The sequence below is a fragment of the Enterobacter sp. MGH 38 genome (genome assembly GCF_000492855.1).
GTDB classification, from domain to species: Bacteria; Pseudomonadota; Gammaproteobacteria; order Enterobacterales; family Enterobacteriaceae; genus Enterobacter; species Enterobacter hormaechei_C.
This window is the reverse complement of sequence record NZ_KI535608.1, coordinates 1593669-1615630: the sequence shown is the minus strand read 5'-3', so window position 1 is coordinate 1615630 and position 21962 is coordinate 1593669. Positions and strand designations below refer to the sequence as shown.

Below are 21962 nucleotides of genomic sequence, written 5' to 3'. Positions count from 1 at the left end.
CAGGTAAACAGTTTCAGTTCACGACGTTCAGCCCAGCACATAGCCTACCTCACGGTGCTATCTGTTCCGTTTGCGGAACACGTCTCACCATTCATTCATGCCTGCCGAAGCTCAGACGACGACGGTGGCCAAAGCCAGTAAACTAGAAAAGGCCTCTGAGAGGCCTTTTTCGATCGTGAAATCACTTCTGAATTAAATAACGAATGGTTGGTCCGTCCTGCTGGATATCCAGCACGGTATAGCCGTGATTTTTGGCATCAAGCGGAATGTTATTGATCGACTGGGGGCAATCGCTCACCACTTCCAGAATTTCACCTTTCTTTAGCTGCGGTAGCGCTTCAAGCGTGGCGACGGCCGGGTAAGGGCAAGGTTCACCCACCATATCGAGACGATAATCAGGCACGATCTCTTTCATGCGGCATTCTCCTGAGTTTCAGTTTTGGCGGTGGCGCGTCGGAAGAAGCGCTTCTCTTGTGCAACAACCAGTATGAAGGCGATGAGCAGTAGGGCATAGGTCACCAGGAGCCCCCCGAGTGGACCAAAGGTATTCAGCAGGTTGACCTTTTCCCAGTTTGTTGCCAGTACCGGAGAGACGTCATCCCAATAGCAGGCCAGAAGGGTAGAGCCAATCACGTTACCCAGACCCACCCACCAGTAATGCACCTGGCCTTCCACAGCGCGATACATCCAGCCGGTTTCACACCCGCCCGCCAGCACAATGCCAAAGCCAAACAGCAGCCCGCCAATGACGGCATTTGGGCCCGCCCACATAATTTTTGGCTCCACGCCGAGCTGAACATAGCTGAAGATGCCAATTGCGCTCACGGCCATGCCGGCAATGATCGCCTTCGCCATCATGGTGCGTCCGGTGATCCACATATCGCGAAACGCGGAGGTAAAGCAGATCTGCGCGCGTTCAATCAGCAGACCAAAGCCGACGCCGAACAGCATGGCCAGACCGAGTTTGGGCTGATTCATTGCCGTGCAAATCGCCCAGGCAACCATAGCAAAAAAGACCAGCATACCGAGGCGGAAACGACGACGCGCCTGATCGGGTTTTTGCGTTAACGGAGAGGCAGCGCTAACTTTCGTCATTTTCACCGGAATGCGGAACAGCGGCAGCAGGGTGAATTTAGCACCGAAGTAGGAGCCGATGGCGGTGGCGACGGCAAAGAACCAGGCATGCAGCGAGAACTGCGGAATGCCGGTAAAGAACGCAGCCAGATTACAGCCCATCGCCAGACGAGCGCCAAACCCGGCAATGATGCCGCCGACCACGGCCTGCATAATGCGGATGCGGCTTTTCGGCATGCGCAACTTAACGTTGTTGGCCCACAGCGCGGCCGCAAAACAGCCGCCGAACATGCCAATGATCATCATCCCGTCGATGCGGGTCAGCGGTGTGCCCTCAAGATGGATCAGTTTGAAGTAGCCCCACTCTTCGGCATGGACGCCTGCCAGCTGTAATAGCTGCCCACCCCAGCGGGTAAACTCGCCCGTAACAGCCCAGAAGGTGCCGGTAATACCGAAATAATAGGTAGAGAGAATGCCTGCCGCGATAACGGCCGGAACAGGTGACCAGAACTTAACCAGGTAAGTCTGTTTGAAGGAATACCATGACATGAATAACCTCTGAACTCAGAAGGGTAACGCTAAAAAGAGCCCAGATCATACGCTTACGCGAAAGTTTGGAAAGTCATTCACACCGAAAATATCGACAGGATCAATTTTGACCTGCTTCTTTCAGGAAGAGATGAGGGAAAACCGCCTGACGCCGGGGCCAGACGGTGTTAACGGTTACGCCTTGCGCGTGGCCGCTTTCATGGATGTGACGAATGCGTGTAATTCAGCCAGCATCTGCTGTGGCTTATCCACGTTCTTCTCGATAATTTTCACGATAGCCGAACCCGAAATGGCCCCGGCGGCTTTCGCGTCAATCGCCGCAGTAACCTGATCCGGTGAGGAAATGCCAAAGCCCTGAAGCGGCGGTGCAGCATGGTATTCTGCAAGCTTCTCCACCAGATGATGCAGCGGCAGCGCGGCTTTGTTTTCCGCACCGGTGACGCCCGCACGGGAGAGCAGGTAGGTGTAACCTCGTCCGTAAGAGGCAATCTGGCGCAACAGATCGTCATCGGCATTCGGTGGACAGATGAAAATCGGCGCGACGTTGTGGCGCATTGCCGCCTGACGGAATGGCGCAGACTCTTCAACGGGCACGTCAGCCACCAGCACGGAGTCAACGCCCACGCGGGCGCACTCTGCGTAAAACGCATCAATACCGCGGCTGAACACCAGGTTGGCGTACATCAGCAGGCCGATCGGAATGGTCGGGTGCTTCTGACGGATCGCCCCCAGCATTTCAAAGCACTGGCCCGGCGTCACGCCCGCGGCAAACGCGCGTAGCGTTGCGTTCTGAATGGTCGGGCCATCCGCCAGCGGATCGGAGAACGGAATACCGAGCTCCAGCGCGTCGGCACCGGCATCAATCAGGGTGTCGATAATCTTCAGCGACTGCTCCGGGCCGGGGTCGCCCAGCGTCACGAAGGGAACGAACGCGCCTTCCTGGCGGGCTTTCAGTTGTGCAAATGCGTTGTCGTAGCGTTCCATCAGATTTCCCCTCGTGCTTTCAGAATATCGTGAACGGTGAAGATATCTTTGTCACCGCGACCGGAAAGGTTTACCACCAGCAGCTGCTCCTTTTCCGGGTTTTCCTTCATCATTTTCAGCGCGTGCGCCAGCGCGTGGGAAGACTCCAGCGCCGGGATGATCCCTTCATTGCGGCACAGCGTTTTGAAGGCCTCCAGCGCTTCGTCATCGGTGATGGAGACATAATCCGCGCGGCCGGTGCTGTTCAGGAACGCGTGCTGCGGCCCTACGGACGGGAAATCCAGCCCGGCAGAGATCGAGTAAGACTCCTCAATCTGCCCTTCATCGGTCTGCATCATCGGGGCCTTCATGCCGAAGTAGATCCCCACGCGGCCATGCTTCAGCGGCGCACCATGCTCGCCCGTTTCAATGCCGTGGCCGGCAGGCTCAACGCCAATCAGCCCAACGCTGGTTTCGTCGATAAAATCGGCAAACATGCCGATGGCGTTAGATCCGCCGCCAACGCAGGCGATCACCGCATCCGGCAGGCGACCCTCTTTTTCGAGGATCTGCGCTTTAGTCTCTTCGCCGATCATGCGCTGGAATTCACGCACGATGGTCGGGAACGGGTGCGGGCCCGCGGCGGTACCGAGCATGTAGTGGGCGGTTTCGTAGCTGCCAGACCAGTCGCGCAGCGCTTCATTACAGGCATCTTTCAGCGTGGCAGAACCGCTGTGCACCGGGATCACTTCCGCCCCCATCAGACGCATACGGAACACGTTTGGCGACTGGCGCTCAACGTCCTTCGCCCCCATGTAAATGCGGCATTTCAGGCCGAGCAGGGCGCTGGCGAGCGCTGAGGCCACACCGTGCTGCCCCGCGCCGGTTTCGGCGATGATTTCGGTTTTACCCATCCGCTTCGCGAGCAGCGCCTGGCCCAGCACCTGGTTAGTTTTATGCGCGCCACCGTGCAGCAAATCTTCACGCTTAAGATACAGAGTAGTTTTAGTGCCTTCGGTCAGGTTGCGGCACTTTGTCAGCGCCGTCGGACGACCGGCGTAGTTTTTCAGCAGGTCAGTGAACTCCGCCTGAAACGCCGGATCTTTCTGTGCGCTCACGAACGCTTCTTCCAGCTGGCGCAGCGCGGGCATCAGGATTTGTGGGACATACATCCCACCGAACTCACCAAAATACGGGTTAAGTAATGTCGTCATCTTCTCTTCCTTAATATGCACGCAGAGTTTTAAATACCGATGCCAGCTTGCTGGCGTCTTTAATGCCCGGTTGGGACTCTACGCCTGAATTGAAATCGAGGCCGGCGCAGCCGGTTTTGGCCGCTTCCACACAGTTATCGGGGCTTAATCCCCCCGCCAGCAGGACATTGTCCAGCACTTCGCCACGCAGCAGTGACCAGTCGAAACGCTGCCCCGTGCCGCCCTGGCCGTTGTCGAGCACGTATTTATCAACATGCTTCAGGTTACGCGCGGGCAGGGTGGCGCCAACGCTTTGCGCTTTCCAGATCTGAACCTGAGGCGCCAGAGCATGTCGCAGAGCATCGATGTACGCCTGATCTTCATCGCCATGCAGCTGAACCGCGCTCAGGGATAACGCGTCCGCTTTAGCCGCAACGTCGTTAATATCCGCATCGCGGAACACGCCCACGTAGTTCAGTGGCGCAGCCGCCATCACCTTGCGCGCCTGTTCCTCATTAACGGCGCGAGGAGAGGACTCAACAAAGATCAGACCACCATAGATTGCGCCCGCTTCATATGCGGCCTGCGCATCCTGTTCACGGGTCAGGCCGCAGACTTTGTTCTCACCCAACAGCACGCGGCGCACGGCCGCATTAAGATCGTCGTGCTCCATCATCGCGGAGCCGATCAGGAAACCGTTGGCAAAGTGGCTGAGTTCGCGCACCTGAGCGTAGCTGTTTATCCCGGATTCGCTGATCACCGTGACGCCCGCGCCCAGACGCGGCGCAAGCTGGCGCGTACGGTTGAGGTCAATCGACAGGTCGCGCAGGTCGCGGTTGTTAATGCCGACCACTTTTGCTTCCAGCGCGATGGCGCGCTCCAGCTCCTCTTCGTTGCTCACTTCGGTCAGCACGCCCATATTTAGGCTGTGCGCGACGGCGGAGAGCTGGCGATACTGCTCGTCATCCAGCACGGAGAGCATCAGCAGGCAGGCATCGGCCTGGTAAAAGCGCGCCAGCCAGATCTGATACGGGTCGATAATAAAGTCTTTGCACAGAATCGGCTGCGGCGCGATGCCGCTGACTACGGGCAGAAAATCGAAGCTGCCCTGAAAATATTTCTCATCCGTCAGCACAGAAATGGCAGACGCATGATGCTTGTAGATACCGGCAATACGCGCCGGGTCGAAATCGTCACGGATCACGCCTTTGGACGGAGACGCTTTTTTACACTCCAGAATAAACGCGGTACGCGCGCCCTGAAGCGCATCATAAAAACGACGGCTGCTCGGAACGACGTCATTCTGAAAACTGGCGAGCGGCTGCTGTTGCTTGCGGGCTTCCACCCAGATGGCCTTATCGGCGACGATTTTCGCTAAAACGGTCTGCATTATTTACCCTCTTGCCGCAAGTGCGGTAACGCGATCGTAAGCTGCACCGGAGCGCAGTACGGCCAGAACTTTTTGGGCGTTGGCTTTCAGATCTTCCTCGCCATGTAAACGCATCAGCATGGCTACGTTGGCCGCCACGGCGGCCTCATGGGCGGCCTCACCTTTACCTTGTAATAAGCGCGTGAGAATGTCACGGTTTTCTTCCGGCGTGCCGCCCGCCAGGGCGTCCTGATGGTACGGGGTCAACCCGAAGTCAGCGGCCTCAAGCTGATAGTTCAGCACTTCGCCGTGATTCAGTTCCGCCACCAGCGTGGGCGCATGCAGGGAAACTTCATCCATCCCGCCGCTGTGTACCACGGCGGCGCGTTGGTAACCGAGGACGCGCAGCGTCTCCGCAATCGGCAGGACCAGCTCCGGGCTGTAAACGCCAATCAGCGCCAGCGGCGGGTGCGCCGGGTTAATGAGTGGACCGAGCACGTTAAACAGCGTGCGGGTTTTAAGCTGCTGGCGAACCGGCATCGCGTGGCGGAAACCGGTGTGATACTTCGGCGCAAACAGGAAACAGACGCCCAGGTCATCCAGCGCTTCACGGGAACGCTCGGCGTTCATGTCCAGGTTGATACCGAAAGCTGCCAGCAGGTCGGACGATCCTGAACGGCTGGACACGCTGCGGTTGCCGTGTTTCGCCACTTTCAGACCGCATGCCGCGGCCACAAAGGCGCTGGCGGTGGAAATATTGATACTGTTACTGCCGTCGCCACCGGTCCCGACAATATCGGCAAACGGGTAGTCCGGGCGCGGGAACGGGGCGGCATTTTCCAGCAGCGCGGTTGCGGCACCGGCGATCTCCTGCGGGCTTTCGCCGCGCACTTTCATGCTCACCAGCGCAGCGGCCAGCTGCTCAGGCTTCAGCTCGCCGCGCACGACGGCGGAGAACAGCTGGTGGCTCTCCTGCTGGCTCAGGGTCTGAGCCTGATACAGTTTTTCCAGAATCGGTTGCAGGGTGTTGGTCTGCTCCAGCTTTTGCAGCGCCCAGTCGAGCGTTTGCTCCAGCAGGCGCGCGCCGTTGGACGTCAGGATAGATTCCGGGTGGAACTGCATCCCGCAGACGCGATCCGCATCATGACGCACCGCCATCACCATCCCTTCAAACGAGGCGTTAATGGTCAGCCCGGCCGGAATGTTGCTGCCAACCAGCGAGTGGTAACGCGCTACCGGAAGCGGGTTCGGCAGCCCGGCAAACATCGCCTGACCGTCATGTTCAATACTTGACGCTTTGCCATGCAGGATCTCCCCCGCCTGACCCACGTAACCGCCGTAGGCTTCGACAATCGCCTGATGGCCAAGGCAGATGCCGATAATCGGCAGCTTGCCGCGCATACGGGTCAACAGCTCAGGCATACAGCCTGCTTCGCTCGGTGCGCCTGGGCCCGGGGAGAGCATCAGCACCGGGTTTTGCATGGTCGCCAGACGGTCAATCAGCGTCTGGGCCGGAACGTGGTTGCGATAGATAACGACATTGTGACCATTCGCACGCAGCTGATCTGCCAGGTTGTAGGTAAAGGAGTCGATATTATCGAGCAGCAGAATGTCAGCCATCAGAAAATCTCCTGTGCATGGTGTGCGGTAGCAATGGCGCGCAGTACCGCGCGCGCTTTACTGCGGGTTTCGTCGGCTTCCGACTGCGGAACAGAATCCAGCACAGTTCCGGCCCCGGCCTGGACGGTGGCAATGCCGTCCTCAACGTAGGCGGAGCGGATCACGATGCAGGTATCGAGGTCACCGTGAGCGGTGAAATAGCCCACGGCACCACCGTAGCTGCCGCGACGGCGTCCTTCCGCTTCGGCGATCAGCTGCATAGCGCGGACTTTCGGCGCGCCGCTCAACGTGCCCATGTTCATGCAGGCGCGGTAGGCGTGCAGGACGTCGAGGTCGTGGCGCAGCTCACCCACCACGCGGGAGACCAGGTGCATGACGAAGGAGTAGCGGTCGACTTTGGTCAGGTCCGCCACGTAGCGGCTGCCAGGCGTGCAAATGCGTGCCAGATCGTTACGCGCCAGGTCAACCAGCATCAGGTGTTCGGAGAGCTCCTTATGGTCGGTACGCATTTCCAGTTCAATGCGGCTGTCGAGATCGCGGTCCAGGGAGCCATCGGCACGACGGCCGCGTGGGCGGGTTCCCGCTATCGGGTAGATCTCAATCTGGCGGCTGGTGGCGTCGTACTTGAGGGAGCTTTCCGGCGACGCGCCAAACAGGGTGAAATCATTGTCCTGCATAAAGAACATGTAAGGGCTTGGGTTGCTCTTTTTAAGCACATCGTAAGCCGCCAGCGGCGACGGGCAGGGCAGTGAGAAGCGACGGGACGGCACCACCTGGAATATCTCCCCGGCACGAATCGCTTTTTGCATCTGACGCACCACCGCGCCGTACTGATCGTCGGTCTGACTCACCTCGCAGGTCATCTTTTCAACACGCTGCACCGGGAGTGCGGGCGGTGCTTCCGACATCTGCTGTTGCAGTTGGGCGATGCGCTGCGCGAGGCGATTTTTCTCAGACGCAGACGGCGTGTACAGGCTGGCCTGGATGCGGGTGTATTTTCTCTGATGGTCGATCACCAGCAGGGTTTCGGCCAGGTAGAAGCAGTAGTCCGGGCAGCGGTTACCCTGCTCGGTTTGGGGTAAATCTTCAAAGCCAGCAACCAGGTCGTAAGCAAACAGCCCGCCAAAGAACATTGCTTCGCGCTCATCTTCCGGTACGGCCACCAAATTTTGCAGCAGACGGAAGGCGTCAAAAACGGAGAGCGAGCAGAGGCGGGCATCCTCATCCAGCAGCTGGCTTACCGGTGGGAAATGCAGAATTCTCAGGTCCGGATGACGCTCATTTTCAATACCTGAAGGCAGAGCCGCATCCAGCAGCGGCAGCAGCGACGCGCCATTCTCAGATAACGCCTTAATAGTGACAGTATCACCCGCTGCGGTAATGCGCAGCGCGCTGTCAACCAGCAGCAGGCTTTTGAGATCGTCCTTGCTGTCGATATCAGCAGATTCCAGCAGCAGCGTCGCAGGACGTGCACCGCACACCTGATGAAACAGCGCGGTAGGGTTATGGCGATAGGCCGCCTCGCAGGTCAGCAGTTCGAGGTGGGGTTTGGCTGTTTGCATGTTGTTGTTCTCATATTCTGTTCAAAAAAAAGCCCGCTGGGTAGCGGGCTGGGTATCTGTTTGCTTATCGCAGACGCGTGACACTGCCCGAAGATCAGGAAGTACGCCACCAACCGTGCAGAGCGAAATGTGCTGTCATTTTCAGATACCTTTCTCGTGTGAACTTGCGTACTAGTTAACTAGTTCGATGGCGTGTTGTCAACCCCTGATTTCAGTATTTCACGGTTAGTCGGTATCATAGGGGCTTCGGATGTCTCCAACCTGTTATGGGAAGTGCTTTGAGCGATACCACCTACGCCGTAATTTATGATTTACACAGCCATACGCAGGCTTCAGATGGCCTGCTGACACCCGAAGCTCTGGTCCATCGCGCCGTTGAAATGCGTGTCGGCACGCTGGCAATAACCGATCACGATACCACTGACGGCATTCCCGCCGCGCGCGCCGAGATTGTCCGCAGCGGACTGGCGCTGGATCTGGTGGCCGGGGTTGAGATCTCGACGGTCTGGGAAAACCACGAAATTCATATCGTTGGCCTGAACATCGATACAGAACATCCGGCCATGCGTGCTTTTTTGCAAGAACAAAAAACACGCCGCAATCAACGCGCGGAGATGATTGGCGAACGTCTGGAAAAAGCGCATATTCCCGGTGCGCTGGAAGGCGCGCGAAAGCTGGCGAACGGTGGGGCGGTGACGCGCGGCCATTTCGCCCGTTTTCTGGTGGACGCTGGTAAGGCGACGACCATGGCGAATGTCTTTAAAAAGTATCTGGCGCGCGGGAAAACCGGATACGTTCCCCCACAGTGGTGTACAATAAAACAAGCTATTGATGTGATTCATCATTCTGGCGGTAAGGCCGTGCTGGCCCATCCGGGGCGGTATAATCTTTCTGCTAAATGGCTGAAAAGACTGCTGGCACACTTTGCCGAATGCGGCGGTGAGGCGATGGAAGTTGCCCAGTGTCAGCAGGCACCCAATGAACGTTCGCAGCTCGCGACCTACGCCCGTCAGTTTGGCCTGCTTGGCTCACAGGGTTCAGATTTCCATCAGCCCTGCGCGTGGATTGAACTGGGGCGCAAGCTCTGGTTACCCGCGGGCGTTGAGCCTGTCTGGCAGCTCTGGGAACAGCCACAGCAAATTGAAGAGAGGGAAGTATGAGTCAGTTTTTCTATATCCATCCGGATAACCCCCAGCCACGTCTGATTAATCAGGCCGTGGAGATCGTCCGCAAAGGCGGCGTTATTGTCTACCCAACCGATTCTGGCTACGCGCTGGGCTGTAAAATTGAGGACAAAGGGGCGATGGAGCGCATCTGTCGCATCCGCCAGCTGCCGGACGGCCACAACTTTACCCTGATGTGTCGCGATCTCTCTGAACTGTCGACCTACGCTTATGTTGATAACGTGGCCTTTCGCCTGATTAAGAACAACACGCCCGGTAACTACACCTTCATTCTGAAAGGGACAAAAGAGGTGCCGCGTCGTCTGTTGCAGGAAAAACGTAAAACCATCGGCATGCGCGTGCCGTCGAACCCGATTGCCCAGGCGCTGCTGGAAACCCTCGGCGAGCCGATGCTCTCCACATCGCTGATGCTGCCGGGCAGTGAGTTTACCGAGTCCGACCCGGAAGAGATCAAAGATCGTCTGGAGAAGGTGGTGGAGCTGATTATCCATGGCGGCTATCTTGGCCAGCAGCCGACCACCGTGGTGGATCTCACCGAAGACGCGCCAGAAGTCATTCGTGAAGGCGTGGGCGATGTTAAGCCTTTCTTGTAAGGGTGTAAGCAGATATACTACGCGGCCATCAAAGCAGGGCGCCGCCCTGTTTTTGACCTGATTCGACGCCTGTGAAGGCGACACCTGAGGAAGCTCAATGAGCGAGAAGTTACAGAAAGTGCTGGCGCGTGCCGGCCACGGTTCGCGCCGTGAAATCGAAGCCATTATTGAAGCAGGCCGCGTGAGTGTGGACGGTAAAATCGCCACGCTCGGTGACCGCGTTGAAATCGTACCGGGGCTGAAGATCCGCATTGACGGCCATCTTATCTCCGTGAAAGAGTCTGCTGAACAGATCTGCCGCGTGCTGGCTTACTACAAGCCGGAAGGCGAACTGTGTACCCGCAACGATCCGGAAGGTCGCCCGACGGTGTTTGACCGTCTGCCAAAACTGCGTGGCGCCCGCTGGATTGCCGTAGGACGTCTGGACGTGAACACCTGCGGCCTGCTGCTGTTCACCACCGATGGTGAACTGGCAAATCGTCTGATGCACCCGAGTCGTGAAGTGGAACGTGAATACGCCGTTCGTGTTTTCGGCCAGGTTGATGAGAACAAACTGCGCGACCTGTCGCGTGGCGTTCAACTGGAGGACGGCCCAGCGGCGTTCAAAACCATCAAGTTTACCGGTGGTGAAGGCATTAACCAGTGGTACAACGTTACCCTGACAGAGGGACGTAACCGCGAGGTGCGTCGTCTGTGGGAAGCGGTCGGTGTCCAGGTGAGCCGTTTGATTCGCGTCCGCTATGGCGACATTCTGCTGCCGAAAGGCCTGCCACGTGGCGGCTATACCGAGCTGGATCTGACGCAAACCAACTACCTGCGCGATCTGGTTGGCCTGACGCCAGAAACCACGTCGAAAGTGGCGGTAGAGAAAGATCGTCGTCGCATGAAGGCGAATCAGATCCGCCGTGCGGTGAAGCGTCACAGCCAGGGTAGCAGCAATCGCCGCTCTGGCAGCCGTAATAACAACGGTTAATCGAAAAGCCCGGTGAATATACCGGGCTTTTTTTCTTCAGTAATCAATCCCCATTTGCGCTTTGATACCCGCATCGAACGCATGCTTAACCGGACGCAGCTCGCTGACGGTATCGGCCAGCTCCAGAATATCCCGATGACACCCGCGCCCCGTGACGATAACCGTCTGATGCGCTGGGCGGTTTTTCAGGGCAGCCAGCACGGCCTCCAGAGGCAGGTAGTCATAAGCCACCATATAGGTGATCTCATCCAGCAACACCATGTTCAGCGACGGGTCTGAAAGCATTCTTTTGGCATGCTCCCAGACGGCGAGGCAGGCTGCGGTATCGGTTTCCCGGTTCTGGGTATCCCAGGTAAAACCGGTCGCCATCACCTGAAACTCAACGCCATGCGGCTCGAGCAGATTACGCTCGCCGTTGGGCCATTCACCCTTGATAAACTGGATCACGCCCACTTTCTGCCCATGTCCGACTGCGCGGGTGGCGGTACCAAATGCGGCGGTGGTTTTTCCTTTACCGTTGCCGGTGAACACGATGAGGATCCCGCGCTCGTCCTGAGCGGCCGCCACGCGTGCATCAACCTGTTCTTTCAGACGCTGCTGGCGCTGCTGATGCCGATCTTCACTCATTGCGATATCCCCGGTTTGCGGCCTGGCTGGGCATCGAATGTCATTCCGGTTTTACGACGGCTGTCGTCACCCATCAGCCACAGGTAAAGAGGCATAATATCGGCCGGGGTTTTAAGCTTTTGCGGATCTTCTGTCGGGAAGGCGCTGGCACGCATTTTGGTGCGCGTACCGCCCGGGTTAATACAGTTAACCCGCAGGTGGCGGCTTTGGTACTCTTCGGCCAGCACCTGCATCATTCCTTCGGTGGCAAATTTTGAGACGGCGTAAGCCCCCCAGTTCGCACGCCCCTGACGCCCCACGCTGGAGGAGGTAAAGACCAGCGAGCCGGAATCGGAGTTGAGTAATAAAGGAAGCAAGGCCTGGGTCAGAAAAAACGTCCCGTTGACGTTAACCTGCATCACCTGCTGCCAAATCTCCGGATCCTGTTCATCCATCGGGCGCACTTCGCCCAGTAACCCCGCGTTGTGCAGTACGCCATCCAGACGCGGATAATGCGTGCTGATACGCTGGGCAAGGGCCTGACATGACGCTGGCGTACAGGTCAGCAGATCGAGCGTATACCAGGGCGTGGGGGTACCGCCGGCGTTTTCGATTTCACGGGCGACGGCCTTGAGCTTTTCTTCATTACGTCCCAGCAGAATAAGGCTCGCACCGTATTCAGAATAGGTCAGCGCCGCTTCGCGACCAATCCCGTCGCTGGCACCGGTAACCAGAATGATGCGGTTCTGTAGAAGGTTTTTTTGTGGCTGATAATGCACGGTGGCTCCTCAGGCGCATTGGGCGTGACTTGCACCTTTATTTATGACTTTTCGGCTTTATGCCCGAAACAGCGTCAGAATTCAATCAGTCTACAGGACAGATCGCTGGGAAATTAACAATTTGCAAAGATTTAAACCAGAAACGGGGGATTCCTGAAGCCGCCTCGCAGAGGTAATGTCCAGAGCGAGACGCCTGCGCAGGGCTGTTGTACACTGGCGTGAAAGATTCGTGGTTAAATCAAGGTGGAACGCGTGGAATTACTTTCTCAGTATGGGTTGTTTTTGGCCAAAATCGCGACGGTGGTTATAGCTGTCGCGGTGATTGCCGTCCTGATAGTCAACCTGACGCAGCGTAAGCGTCAGCGTGGTGAGTTACGCATTACCCGCCTGAGCGAACAGTATAAAGAGATGCAGGAGGAGATGTCTCTGGCGCTGCTTGACGATCATCAACAGAAGCTGTGGCTAAAAGCCCAGAAGAAAAAACATAAGCAGGACGCCAAAGCTGCGAAGGCGAAAGCTAAACTCGCCACGCCACAGGCTGACGCAAAACCGCGCGTCTATGTGCTCGATTTTAAAGGTAGCATGGATGCGCATGAAGTCTCCTCACTGCGTGAAGAAGTGACGGCGGTGCTGGCCGTGGCGACAGCCCAGGATCAGGTGGTGGTACGCCTTGAAAGCCCGGGTGGCGTAGTGCATGGGTATGGACTGGCGGCTTCGCAGTTACAACGTCTGCGGGATAAACAGATACCGCTCACCGTGGCGGTAGATAAGGTCGCGGCGAGTGGCGGCTATATGATGGCGTGCGTGGCGGATAAAATCGTCGCGGCACCGTTCTCTATTATCGGCTCGATTGGGGTAGTCGCGCAGATCCCTAACTTCAATCGTTTCCTGAAAAATAAAGATATCGACATTGAACTGCATACGGCGGGCCAGTACAAACGTACGCTGACGCTGCTCGGCGAAAATACCGAAGAGGGACGGCAGAAGTTCCGGGAAGATCTGAACGAAACCCACCATCTGTTCAAAGATTTCGTGCACCGCATGCGCCCAACGCTGGACATTGAGCAGGTGGCTACGGGCGAACACTGGTACGGCACGCAGGCGCAGGAGAAAGGGCTGGTGGATGAAGTGGGTACCAGCGACGACCTCCTGCTCAACCTGATGGACGGCCGTGAGCTGGTGGGGGTGCGCTTCACCCGACGTAAGCGCCTGCTCGACCGTTTTACCAATAGCGCGGCAGAAAGCGCGGATCGCCTGCTGCTACGCTGGTTGCAGCGCGGACAAAAGCCGCTGCTGTAAAGAAAAACGCGAGGCAGATGCCTCGCGTTTTTAGTTTTAATCGACCAGGTGGTACTTCTCTGAGAGGGTATGCGCCAGGTATTTAAACATGTTAAATACGGCGGTGCTTTTTGGGGTGGGTAATCCTTGTTCATCAAGGAAGTATTCACCGCTGAACACCAGCACGCCATTACGTTGTTCCACGCCAGTCGCTTCAATCCCCGCCAGGGTGTCTTCATGGTCGCGAATGAGTTTGTTTGCTTCGATAAGCAGTGAAGCTCGGTCAATGGGTTGGGTCGTATTCTGCATATTCCACTCCTTAAACAGTGACAATAGTCTACGCCTGGGTCGCTTCGGGGGCAAATTTTCCCTGTTATCCGAGGGGATAAGGAACAGGGGCTGGCTGGCGGGATTTGCTTTTGCATGCTAATAAAGTTGCGTAACGAATTTTATCAGGTACAGTGTGCGCTTTCGTCATTCTGGCAACAGAATTGCTTGACATTCGACCGGGAATTCGTCACGAATGAACTTTGATGTGAGAAAAATACCCGAAAACTCAATGACCTGGATGTCGCCATTCTGACGTTCGGTAACACATAGGGGTTGATATCCCCTGACGACGTCGCAATATCAATGGCTCGTCGTCAGCGGAAGGGAAATCAACGTGCGGCGTATTCCTGGAAGAATTAAATTAGGTAAAGGTGAATATGGGTAAAGCTCTCGTCATCGTTGAGTCCCCGGCAAAAGCCAAAACGATCAATAAATATCTGGGCAATGACTACGTGGTTAAGTCCAGCGTTGGTCACATTCGCGACTTGCCGACCAGTGGCTCAGCCAGCAAAAAGAGCGCAGACTCTACCTCCACCAAAGGGGCTAAAAAGCCTAAAAAGGATGAACGTAGCGCGCTTGTCAACCGCATGGGTGTTAACCCATGGCACAACTGGGATGCACATTACGAAGTGCTGCCAGGCAAAGAAAAAGTCGTTAACGAGCTGAAACAGCTTGCTGAAAAAGCAGACCACATTTATCTCGCAACCGACCTTGACCGCGAAGGGGAGGCCATCGCATGGCACCTGCGGGAAGTGATCGGGGGTGATGACAAACGCTACAGCCGTGTAGTGTTCAACGAAATTACAAAGAATGCGATTCGTCAGGCGTTTGAAAAGCCGGGTGAACTGAATATCGACCGTGTTAACGCTCAGCAGGCGCGTCGCTTTATGGACCGCGTTGTAGGCTACATGGTCTCGCCGTTGCTGTGGAAAAAGGTCGCTCGCGGCCTGTCTGCGGGGCGTGTGCAGTCTGTTGCTGTTCGTCTTGTTGTTGAGCGTGAACGCGAGATCAAAGCGTTCGTCCCGGAAGAGTTCTGGGAAGTGGATGCGAATGTCACCACGCCGGGCGGCGATGCGCTGCCGTTGCAGGTGAGCCACCACAACGACAAACCGTTCCGACCTGAAAATCGCGATCAGACCATGGCCGCCGTGGCGCTGCTGGAAAAAGCGCGTTATCAGGTTCTGGATCGTGAAGACAAACCGACCAGCAGCAAGCCTGGCGCACCGTTTATCACGTCAACGCTTCAGCAGGCGGCGAGTACGCGTCTGGGTTACGGCGTGAAGAAAACCATGATGATGGCCCAGCGTTTGTATGAAGCGGGTTACATCACCTACATGCGTACTGACTCCACCAACCTGAGCCAGGACGCTGTCAACATGGTGCGCGGCTATATCGAGGACAACTTCGGTAAGAAATATCTGCCGGACAGTCCTAATCAGTACGCCAGCAAAGAGAATTCTCAGGAAGCGCACGAAGCGATTCGACCTTCTGACGTTTCCGTTCTGGCAGAATCGCTGAAAGATATGGAAGCGGACGCCCAGAAGCTGTATCAGCTGATCTGGCGCCAGTTCGTCGCCTGCCAGATGACGCCAGCGAAATACGACTCCACCACGCTGACCGTCGGCGCGGGTGATTTCCGCCTGAAAGCGCGCGGCCGTATTCTGCGCTTCGACGGCTGGACAAAAGTGATGCCTGCGCTGCGTAAAGGTGATGAAGACAGAACGCTGCCTTCAGTCAACAAAGGTGACGAGCTGTCGCTGGTTGATCTGGTCCCGGCTCAGCACTTCACCAAGCCACCTGCGCGCTTCAGCGAAGCATCGCTGGTGAAAGAGCTGGAAAAACGCGGCATCGGTCGCCCGTCCACCTATGCGTCAATCATTTCGACCATTCAGGATCGTGGATACGTTCGCGTTGAGAACCGTCGTTTCTATGCTGAAAAAATGGGGGAGATTGTCACCGACCGTCTGGAAGCGAACTTCCGCGAGTTGATGAACTATGACTTCACCGCGCAGATGGAAGACAGCCTTGATGAGGTTGCCAGCCATAAGGCAGAGTGGAAGAAAGTTCTCGACAGCTTCTTCAGCGATTTTACCAATCAGCTTGAGAAAGCCGAGAAAGATCCTGAAGAGGGCGGCATGCTGCCGAACCAGATGGTACTGACGAGCATCGACTGCCCAACCTGTGGCCGTAAAATGGGGATCCGTACCGCGACCACGGGCGTGTTCCTCGGTTGCTCTGGTTATGCGCTGTCACCGAAAGAGCGTTGCAAAACCACCATCAACCTCGTGCCGGAGAACGAAGTTCTCAACGTGCTGGAAGGGGACGATGCGGAGACTAACGCACTGCGCGCCAAACGCCGCTGTAAGAAATGCGGCACGGCGATGGACAGCTACCTGATCGATCCAAAACGCAAACTGCACGTTTGTGGCAATAACCCGACCTGCGATGGTTATGAGATCGAAGAAGGTGAGTTCCGCATTAAGGGCTATGACGGTCCGATCGTTGAGTGTGAGAAATGTGGTTCCGAAATGCACCTGAAAATGGGACGCTTCGGTAAGTACATGGCATGCACCAACGACGACTGTAAAAACACGCGTAAGATCCTGCGTAACGGTGAAGTTGCGCCGCCGAAGGAAGATCCGGTTCCGCTTCCTGAGCTGCCGTGTGAGAAGTCAGACGCGTATTTCGTGCTACGTGACGGCGCTGCCGGGGTATTCCTGGCGGCCAACACCTTCCCGAAATCGCGCGAAACCCGTGCGCCGCTGGTAGAAGAGTTGTACCGCTTCCGTGACCGTCTGCCGGAAAAACTGCGTTACCTGGCCGATGCGCCACAGCAGGATCCGGAAGGCAACAAAACCGTGGTGCGCTTCAGCCGTAAAACGAAGCAGCAGTACGTGGCGGCAGAGAAAGAGGGCAAAGCGACCGGATGGTCAGCCTTCTTCGTCGACGGGAAATGGGTTGAAGGCAAGAAATAATCTTCCCTTACCGTAATTTACCTGTGAAAGGGCCGGACTTCCGGCCCTTTTTTATTACGTAGTTATTATTTTTTGTTCCGTACTATACAGCCTGGCTATAAATGATATAGTGGTTATAGTTAACCCGTTTCTTATTATTAAATCGTCTTAAGCGATTGACTCATGCGCTAAATCGGATGGTCTGGCATGAAATTACAGCAGCTTCGCTATATCGTTGAGGTCGTCAATCATAACCTCAATGTCTCTTCCACCGCAGAGGGTCTTTATACCTCGCAGCCCGGCATCAGCAAGCAGGTGCGTATGCTGGAGGATGAGTTAGGTATTCAGATCTTTGCCCGCAGCGGTAAGCACCTGACTCAGGTCACGCCGGCTGGACAGGAAATCATACGCATCGCACGGGAAGTGCTCTCCAAAGTCGACGCCATTAAATCCGTCGCTGGGGAACATACCTGGCCGGATAAAGGCTCTCTGTATATTGCCACCACGCACACCCAGGCGCGTTATGCGCTTCCCGGGGTGATCAAAGGTTTCATCGAACGCTATCCCCGCGTTTCCCTGCATATGCATCAGGGCTCACCGACGCAAATCGCAGAGGCCGTATCTAAAGGCAATGCAGACTTCGCTATCGCGACGGAAGCGCTCCATCTGTACGATGATCTGGTCATGCTCCCGTGCTACCACTGGAACCGCTCTATTGTCGTGACCCCGGATCACCCGCTGGCGGGGAAGGGCGAAGTGACAATCGAAGAACTGGCGCAATACCCGCTGGTGACCTATACGTTCGGCTTTACGGGCCGTTCTGAACTGGACACCGCGTTTAACCGCGCCGGATTAACGCCACGGATTGTCTTTACGGCGACGGATGCGGACGTCATAAAAACATATGTGCGTCTGGGCCTGGGCGTTGGGGTTATTGCCAGCATGGCGGTAGATCCTGTCTCAGACCCGGATCTGGTGCGTCTGGATGCGCATGATATTTTCAGCCACAGCACCACCAAGATAGGTTTTCGTCGCAGCACGTTCCTGCGCAGCTATATGTATGATTTTATTCAACGCTTCGCGCCACATTTAACGCGCGACGTGGTGGATACAGCTGTAGCGTTACGCTCCAATGAAGACATCGAAGAGATGTTTAAAGACATTAAACTTCCCGCCAAATAATCACACCCGGTATCTTTCTGGTACGGAAAGATACCGTCATTACCCTTTAAACCTTAATTAGAATTATCATCATCTACGTCCACTGTCATATATCGTCATAACCCATTAAATGACTATGGTTTTACTGTCGCAAATTTGCGACAAAAGTAGAAACTAATTTACAGGTGTGCAAATTATTCTTTTCAATTATTTATTTCGGGTCAAAAGATTGAATTTTCCCAGGCCCAGATACGTAAATTCACTGGCTTTTCGGCTAAAGTTTCTTTAGGATTTATCTCATCAGATGATTACTTGTGCCAATTGTTTGGTCTCTAAATGATAAGCGATGTCGATTGTATGAGGTTAGCAATGCCGTCAGGAAGTGAAGAACCGCAAAGGGATCCCGTGCTTAAGCGTAAAGCCTGGCTGGCGGTCTTTCTTGGCTCTGCCCTGTTCTGGGTGGTGGTTGCTCTTCTTGTCTGGAATTACTGGGGTTGATTATGGTCATGACGGTGCGTACAGAAGCGAGAAAAGAGATGTGTCAGCTTCGTGACAATGCTCACAAAGCCCGTAAGGCGCCAGCAACCAGCGTGCCAGCTTCCTGGAAACTGACGCCACAGCAGCAGGCCTTTATTGATGTGTTCGCGGAAGACGAACCCAAAAAACAATAATTTTGAATTTTGCGTAATGATGCAAATAGTCTGAATAAAGACTGTGCGCTTTTGTACTCCTTAATAAATACACATCAGCAATATAGAACGAGGGCAGACCTCGCAACCTTAAATAATTAAAGTCTGGTGTCCCTATGATGAATAACATGACAACCGTAAAATACTGGTCATGGCTCGGCGTATTCTCAGCGTCGATCCTCTTCTGGTGTCAGCTCCTCTGGCTGGCCTTGCACTAAATCGTAAAACCTCGCCACGGCGGGGTTTTTTGTTTTATCCCTCGTGTTGGACCATTCCTAAATTTATCAATTTGGGTTGTTATCAAAACGTTACGACATCTTTGTGTTATCTTTAATTACAGCCCTGATGATTGTCAGGACATCCCTGTTTTTAAGGAGGAGCTTATGTCGTTAACCCTACGCGAAGCCAGTAAGGACACATTACAGGCGGAAAATAAAACCTGGCGCTACTATAGCTTACCGCTGGCTGCCAGAACGCTTGGGGACATTTCGCGGTTACCCAAGTCGTTGAAAGTCTTACTGGAAAACCTCTTGCGCTGGCAGGATGGCGACTCGGTTACCGAGGAGGATATCCAGGCTCTGGCAGGGTGGCTGAAGAATGCACATGCAGACAGAGAAATTGCCTATCGCCCGGCCAGGGTGCTTATGCAGGATTTCACCGGCGTACCAGCGGTTGTGGATTTGGCTGCCATGCGTGAAGCCGTTAAGCGTCTCGGGGGCGATACTGCTAAGGTTAACCCCCTGTCCCCGGTAGACCTCGTCATTGACCACTCCGTCACCGTCGATCACTTTGGTGACGACGATGCTTTCGGCGAAAACGTCCGTCTGGAGATGGAACGTAACCATGAACGCTACGTATTTCTGAAATGGGGTCAGCAGGCGTTCAGCCGCTTCAGCGTTGTTCCACCGGGCACCGGCATTTGTCACCAGGTCAACCTGGAATATCTCGGCAAAGCCGTCTGGAGTGAATTGCAGGATAAAGAGTGGGTGGCTTACCCGGATACGCTGGTGGGCACCGATTCACACACAACCATGATTAACGGCCTTGGCGTTCTGGGTTGGGGCGTCGGTGGTATTGAAGCGGAAGCGGCCATGCTCGGCCAGCCGGTATCAATGCTCATTCCCGATGTGGTGGGCTTTAAGCTGACCGGTAAATTGTCCGAAGGCATCACCGCCACGGATCTGGTTCTGACGGTCACCCAGATGCTGCGTAAGCATGGTGTGGTGGGTAAATTCGTTGAATTTTATGGCGATGGTCTGGATTCCTTGCCGCTGGCGGACCGGGCCACCATCGCCAACATGGCGCCGGAATATGGCGCGACCTGCGGCTTTTTCCCGATTGATAGCGTTACGCTGGAGTATATGCGCCTCAGTGGTCGCAGCGAGGAGCAGGTGGCTCTCGTTGAGGCCTACACCAAAGCGCAGGGCATGTGGCGTAACCCGGGTGACGAGCCGGTATTTACCAGTACGCTGGAACTGGATATGGGCACCGTTGAGGCAAGCCTCGCAGGGCCAAAACGTCCGCAGGACCGCGTCGCCCTGAGCAACGTTCCCAAAGCCTTTGCCGCCAGCAATGAGCTGGAGGTTAACGCCGCGCAAAAAGATCACCGTCCGGTGGACTATGTTCTGAACGGGCATCAGTATCAGCTTCCTGACGGCGCCGTGGTGATCGCCGCTATCACTTCCTGTACCAACACGTCCAACCCGAGTGTGTTAATGGCTGCCGGGCTGCTGGCAAAAAAAGCGGTAGAACTGGGGCTCAAGCCACAGCCATGGGTTAAAGCCTCTCTGGCGCCTGGTTCGAAAGTGGTTTCCGATTATCTGGCGCAGGCCAGACTCACGCCTTACCTCGACGAGCTGGGCTTCAACCTGGTGGGCTACGGCTGTACGACCTGTATCGGTAACTCTGGTCCACTGCCTGAGCCTATTGAAGTGGCGATCAGGCAGGGTGATTTGACCGTTGGCGCGGTACTTTCTGGTAACCGAAACTTTGAAGGGCGTATTCATCCGCTGGTGAAAACCAACTGGCTGGCCTCGCCGCCGCTGGTTGTAGCCTATGCGCTGGCCGGAAACATGAACATTAACCTGGCGACCGATCCGATTGGTCACGATCGCAAAAATGAACCGGTCTATCTGAAAGACATCTGGCCATCATCGCGTGAAATTGCGCGCGCGGTAGAGAAAGTTTCCACCGAGATGTTCCGCAAAGAGTATGCGGAAGTGTTCGAAGGCACAGCGGAATGGAAAGCGATCGACGTGGTGGGTTCCGATACCTATGACTGGCAGGATGATTCCACCTATATTCGCCTGTCGCCATTCTTCGACGAAATGCTGGCGGAGCCTGCACCGCTGAAAGATATTCACGGCGCGCGGATCCTGGCGATGCTGGGCGATTCCGTCACCACCGACCATATCTCTCCGGCTGGGAGCATCAAGGCGGACAGTCCGGCAGGTCGATATCTGCAAAGCCGTGGCGTGGAACGTCGCGATTTCAACTCCTACGGTTCGCGCCGTGGTAACCACGAAGTGATGATGCGCGGGACCTTTGCCAACATCCGCATTCGCAATGAAATGGTTCCGGGCGTGGAAGGGGGCATGACGCGCCACCTGCCGGATACAGAGGTCATTTCAATTTATGACGCAGCCATGAAGTATCAGCAGGAGGGGACGCCGCTGGCCGTTATTGCCGGTAAAGAGTACGGCTCCGGTTCCAGTCGCGACTGGGCGGCAAAAGGTCCGCGTCTGCTCGGGGTTCGCGTGGTGATTGCCGAATCCTTTGAACGTATCCACCGCTCAAACCTGATCGGCATGGGGATCCTGCCGCTGGAGTTCCCGCAGGGCGTGACGCGTAAAACGCTGGGTCTGACCGGGGAAGAGCAGATTGATATCAGCGGTCTGCAAAATCTGCAACCGGGTAAAACCGTTCCGGTGAAATTAACGCGCGCAGATGGTACGACAGAAGTGCTGGATTGCCGGTGTCGTATTGATACGGCAACAGAGCTGACCTATTACCAGAACGACGGCATTTTACATTATGTGATTCGTAAGATGCTGGACTGAAAATTCGCCCGGCACATGTGCCGGGC

21 protein-coding genes and 1 other annotated feature are annotated in these 21962 nt (G+C 55.7%); of the genes, 10 read left to right on the top strand and 11 right to left on the bottom strand.

The window, feature by feature from the left end; all coding sequences use genetic code 11:
• Positions 1-181 precede the first annotated feature (181 nt).
• From yedF to trpL, 8 genes are all read right to left on the bottom strand, one after another.
• Positions 182-415: a sulfurtransferase-like selenium metabolism protein YedF gene (gene yedF / locus L384_RS03830; RefSeq protein WP_003856774.1), complete on the bottom strand. Its 234-nt coding sequence runs from the start codon at positions 413-415 to the stop codon at positions 182-184.
• The gene (gene yedE / locus L384_RS03835) at positions 412-1623 is read right to left on the bottom strand and encodes a selenium metabolism membrane protein YedE/FdhT (protein ID WP_023324801.1); all 1212 of its coding nucleotides are present in this window, start codon (positions 1621-1623) and stop codon (positions 412-414) included. The genes yedF and yedE overlap by 4 nt, the downstream gene beginning before the upstream one ends.
• 174 nt (positions 1624-1797) lie before the next feature.
• Positions 1798-2607, bottom strand: coding sequence for a tryptophan synthase subunit alpha (gene trpA / locus L384_RS03840; protein WP_023324800.1), 810 nt, complete (start codon positions 2605-2607; stop codon positions 1798-1800).
• Entirely contained in the window at positions 2607-3800 is a 1194-nt protein-coding gene (trpB, locus tag L384_RS03845; RefSeq protein WP_003856780.1) for a tryptophan synthase subunit beta, read from the bottom strand. The genes trpA and trpB overlap by 1 nt, the downstream gene beginning before the upstream one ends.
• 10 nt (positions 3801-3810) lie before the next feature.
• Positions 3811-5169, bottom strand: coding sequence for a bifunctional indole-3-glycerol-phosphate synthase TrpC/phosphoribosylanthranilate isomerase TrpF (trpCF, locus tag L384_RS03850; RefSeq protein ID WP_003856781.1), 1359 nt, complete (start codon positions 5167-5169; stop codon positions 3811-3813).
• 3 nt (positions 5170-5172) lie between these two features.
• Entirely contained in the window at positions 5173-6768 is a 1596-nt protein-coding gene (gene trpD / locus L384_RS03855; protein WP_003856782.1) for a bifunctional anthranilate synthase glutamate amidotransferase component TrpG/anthranilate phosphoribosyltransferase TrpD, read from the bottom strand.
• Positions 6768-8330 (bottom strand): anthranilate synthase component 1, encoded by a 1563-nt coding sequence (locus L384_RS03860; RefSeq protein WP_023324799.1) that lies wholly within the window; start codon positions 8328-8330, stop codon positions 6768-6770. The genes trpD and L384_RS03860 overlap by 1 nt, the downstream gene beginning before the upstream one ends.
• A gap of 23 nt (positions 8331-8353) precedes the next feature.
• Positions 8354-8448: a sequence feature (Trp leader region), on the bottom strand.
• The gene (trpL, locus tag L384_RS22550; protein WP_071524153.1) at positions 8425-8469 is read right to left on the bottom strand and encodes a trp operon leader peptide; all 45 of its coding nucleotides are present in this window, start codon (positions 8467-8469) and stop codon (positions 8425-8427) included. (Overlaps the previous feature by 24 nt.)
• A 127-nt stretch (positions 8470-8596) precedes the next feature.
• Between trpL and rnm the strand changes: the two genes are divergently transcribed.
• The 3 genes from rnm (at position 8597) to rluB (ending at position 11080) form a co-directional block, all read left to right on the top strand.
• Complete coding sequence (gene rnm / locus L384_RS03865; protein ID WP_023314252.1) at positions 8597-9490, top strand: RNase RNM; 894 nt, start codon at positions 8597-8599, stop codon at positions 9488-9490.
• Positions 9487-10107, top strand: a complete 621-nt coding sequence (locus tag L384_RS03870) for an L-threonylcarbamoyladenylate synthase (protein ID WP_003856793.1) — start codon at positions 9487-9489, stop codon at positions 10105-10107. The genes rnm and L384_RS03870 overlap by 4 nt, the downstream gene beginning before the upstream one ends.
• Before the next feature lie 97 nt (positions 10108-10204).
• Complete coding sequence (rluB, locus tag L384_RS03875; protein WP_023324798.1) at positions 10205-11080, top strand: 23S rRNA pseudouridine(2605) synthase RluB; 876 nt, start codon at positions 10205-10207, stop codon at positions 11078-11080.
• Positions 11081-11116: 36 nt separating this feature from the next.
• On the opposite strand, the gene cobO is transcribed toward rluB, so the two are convergent.
• Positions 11117-11707 (bottom strand): cob(I)yrinic acid a,c-diamide adenosyltransferase, encoded by a 591-nt coding sequence (gene cobO, locus L384_RS03880; protein ID WP_023314251.1) that lies wholly within the window; start codon positions 11705-11707, stop codon positions 11117-11119.
• Positions 11704-12465 carry a YciK family oxidoreductase gene (locus L384_RS03885; protein WP_017384219.1) on the bottom strand — a complete coding sequence of 254 codons (762 nt, stop codon included), beginning with the start codon at positions 12463-12465 and terminating at the stop codon, positions 11704-11706. The genes cobO and L384_RS03885 overlap by 4 nt, the downstream gene beginning before the upstream one ends.
• 252 nt (positions 12466-12717) lie before the next feature.
• On the opposite strand from L384_RS03885, the gene sohB reads away from it, so the two are divergent.
• The gene (gene sohB / locus L384_RS03890; protein ID WP_023324797.1) at positions 12718-13764 is read left to right on the top strand and encodes a protease SohB; all 1047 of its coding nucleotides are present in this window, start codon (positions 12718-12720) and stop codon (positions 13762-13764) included.
• A gap of 36 nt (positions 13765-13800) precedes the next feature.
• Here sohB and L384_RS03895 read toward each other — a convergent pair whose 3' ends face one another.
• The gene (locus tag L384_RS03895; protein ID WP_003856804.1) at positions 13801-14052 is read right to left on the bottom strand and encodes a YciN family protein; all 252 of its coding nucleotides are present in this window, start codon (positions 14050-14052) and stop codon (positions 13801-13803) included.
• A 398-nt stretch (positions 14053-14450) separates the two neighbouring features.
• Between L384_RS03895 and topA the strand changes: the two genes are divergently transcribed.
• The 6 genes from topA to acnA all read left to right on the top strand — a co-directional run bounded on the left by topA (position 14451) and on the right by acnA (position 21936).
• The gene (gene topA, locus L384_RS03900; RefSeq protein ID WP_003856806.1) at positions 14451-17048 is read left to right on the top strand and encodes a type I DNA topoisomerase; all 2598 of its coding nucleotides are present in this window, start codon (positions 14451-14453) and stop codon (positions 17046-17048) included.
• A gap of 186 nt (positions 17049-17234) precedes the next feature.
• On the top strand, positions 17235-18209 hold the full coding sequence (gene cysB, locus L384_RS03905; protein WP_006810844.1) for an HTH-type transcriptional regulator CysB: 975 nt from the start codon (positions 17235-17237) through the stop codon (positions 18207-18209).
• Between the two features lie 336 nt (positions 18210-18545).
• The gene (locus tag L384_RS03910) at positions 18546-18686 is read left to right on the top strand and encodes a YmiA family putative membrane protein (RefSeq protein WP_213808033.1); all 141 of its coding nucleotides are present in this window, start codon (positions 18546-18548) and stop codon (positions 18684-18686) included.
• A gap of 2 nt (positions 18687-18688) precedes the next feature.
• Positions 18689-18859 (top strand): hypothetical protein, encoded by a 171-nt coding sequence (locus L384_RS22650; protein ID WP_006810843.1) that lies wholly within the window; start codon positions 18689-18691, stop codon positions 18857-18859.
• Between the two features lie 137 nt (positions 18860-18996).
• Positions 18997-19095, top strand: a complete 99-nt coding sequence (gene ymiC, locus L384_RS22840) for a small membrane protein YmiC (protein ID WP_032103392.1) — start codon at positions 18997-18999, stop codon at positions 19093-19095.
• A 165-nt stretch (positions 19096-19260) separates the two neighbouring features.
• Positions 19261-21936 (top strand): aconitate hydratase AcnA, encoded by a 2676-nt coding sequence (gene acnA, locus L384_RS03915; protein ID WP_022651350.1) that lies wholly within the window; start codon positions 19261-19263, stop codon positions 21934-21936.
• Positions 21937-21962 lie beyond the last annotated feature (26 nt).

Excerpts from the sequence above, each read along its gene's own strand:
- rluB (WP_023324798.1), top strand. The coding sequence starts at position 10,205 with ATGAGCGAGAAGTTACAGAAAGTGCTGGCGCGTGCCGGCCACGGTTCG.
- cysB (WP_006810844.1), top strand. The coding sequence starts at position 17,235 with ATGAAATTACAGCAGCTTCGCTATATCGTTGAGGTCGTCAATCATAAC.
- rnm (WP_023314252.1), top strand. The coding sequence starts at position 8,597 with ATGGGAAGTGCTTTGAGCGATACCACCTACGCCGTAATTTATGATTTA.
- trpA (WP_023324800.1), bottom strand. The coding sequence starts at position 2,607 with ATGGAACGCTACGACAACGCATTTGCACAACTGAAAGCCCGCCAGGAA.
- topA (WP_003856806.1), top strand. The coding sequence starts at position 14,451 with ATGGGTAAAGCTCTCGTCATCGTTGAGTCCCCGGCAAAAGCCAAAACG.
- trpD (WP_003856782.1), bottom strand. The coding sequence starts at position 6,768 with ATGGCTGACATTCTGCTGCTCGATAATATCGACTCCTTTACCTACAAC.
- L384_RS03860 (WP_023324799.1), bottom strand. The coding sequence starts at position 8,330 with ATGCAAACAGCCAAACCCCACCTCGAACTGCTGACCTGCGAGGCGGCC.
- trpB (WP_003856780.1), bottom strand. The coding sequence starts at position 3,800 with ATGACGACATTACTTAACCCGTATTTTGGTGAGTTCGGTGGGATGTAT.
- yedF (WP_003856774.1), bottom strand. The coding sequence starts at position 415 with ATGAAAGAGATCGTGCCTGATTATCGTCTCGATATGGTGGGTGAACCT.
- L384_RS22650 (WP_006810843.1), top strand. The coding sequence starts at position 18,689 with ATGGTCATGACGGTGCGTACAGAAGCGAGAAAAGAGATGTGTCAGCTT.
- L384_RS03895 (WP_003856804.1), bottom strand. The coding sequence starts at position 14,052 with ATGCAGAATACGACCCAACCCATTGACCGAGCTTCACTGCTTATCGAA.
- cobO (WP_023314251.1), bottom strand. The coding sequence starts at position 11,707 with ATGAGTGAAGATCGGCATCAGCAGCGCCAGCAGCGTCTGAAAGAACAG.
- acnA (WP_022651350.1), top strand. The coding sequence starts at position 19,261 with ATGTCGTTAACCCTACGCGAAGCCAGTAAGGACACATTACAGGCGGAA.
- yedE (WP_023324801.1), bottom strand. The coding sequence starts at position 1,623 with ATGTCATGGTATTCCTTCAAACAGACTTACCTGGTTAAGTTCTGGTCA.
- trpCF (WP_003856781.1), bottom strand. The coding sequence starts at position 5,169 with ATGCAGACCGTTTTAGCGAAAATCGTCGCCGATAAGGCCATCTGGGTG.
- L384_RS03870 (WP_003856793.1), top strand. The coding sequence starts at position 9,487 with ATGAGTCAGTTTTTCTATATCCATCCGGATAACCCCCAGCCACGTCTG.
- L384_RS03910 (WP_213808033.1), top strand. The coding sequence starts at position 18,546 with ATGAGGTTAGCAATGCCGTCAGGAAGTGAAGAACCGCAAAGGGATCCC.
- ymiC (WP_032103392.1), top strand. The coding sequence starts at position 18,997 with ATGAATAACATGACAACCGTAAAATACTGGTCATGGCTCGGCGTATTC.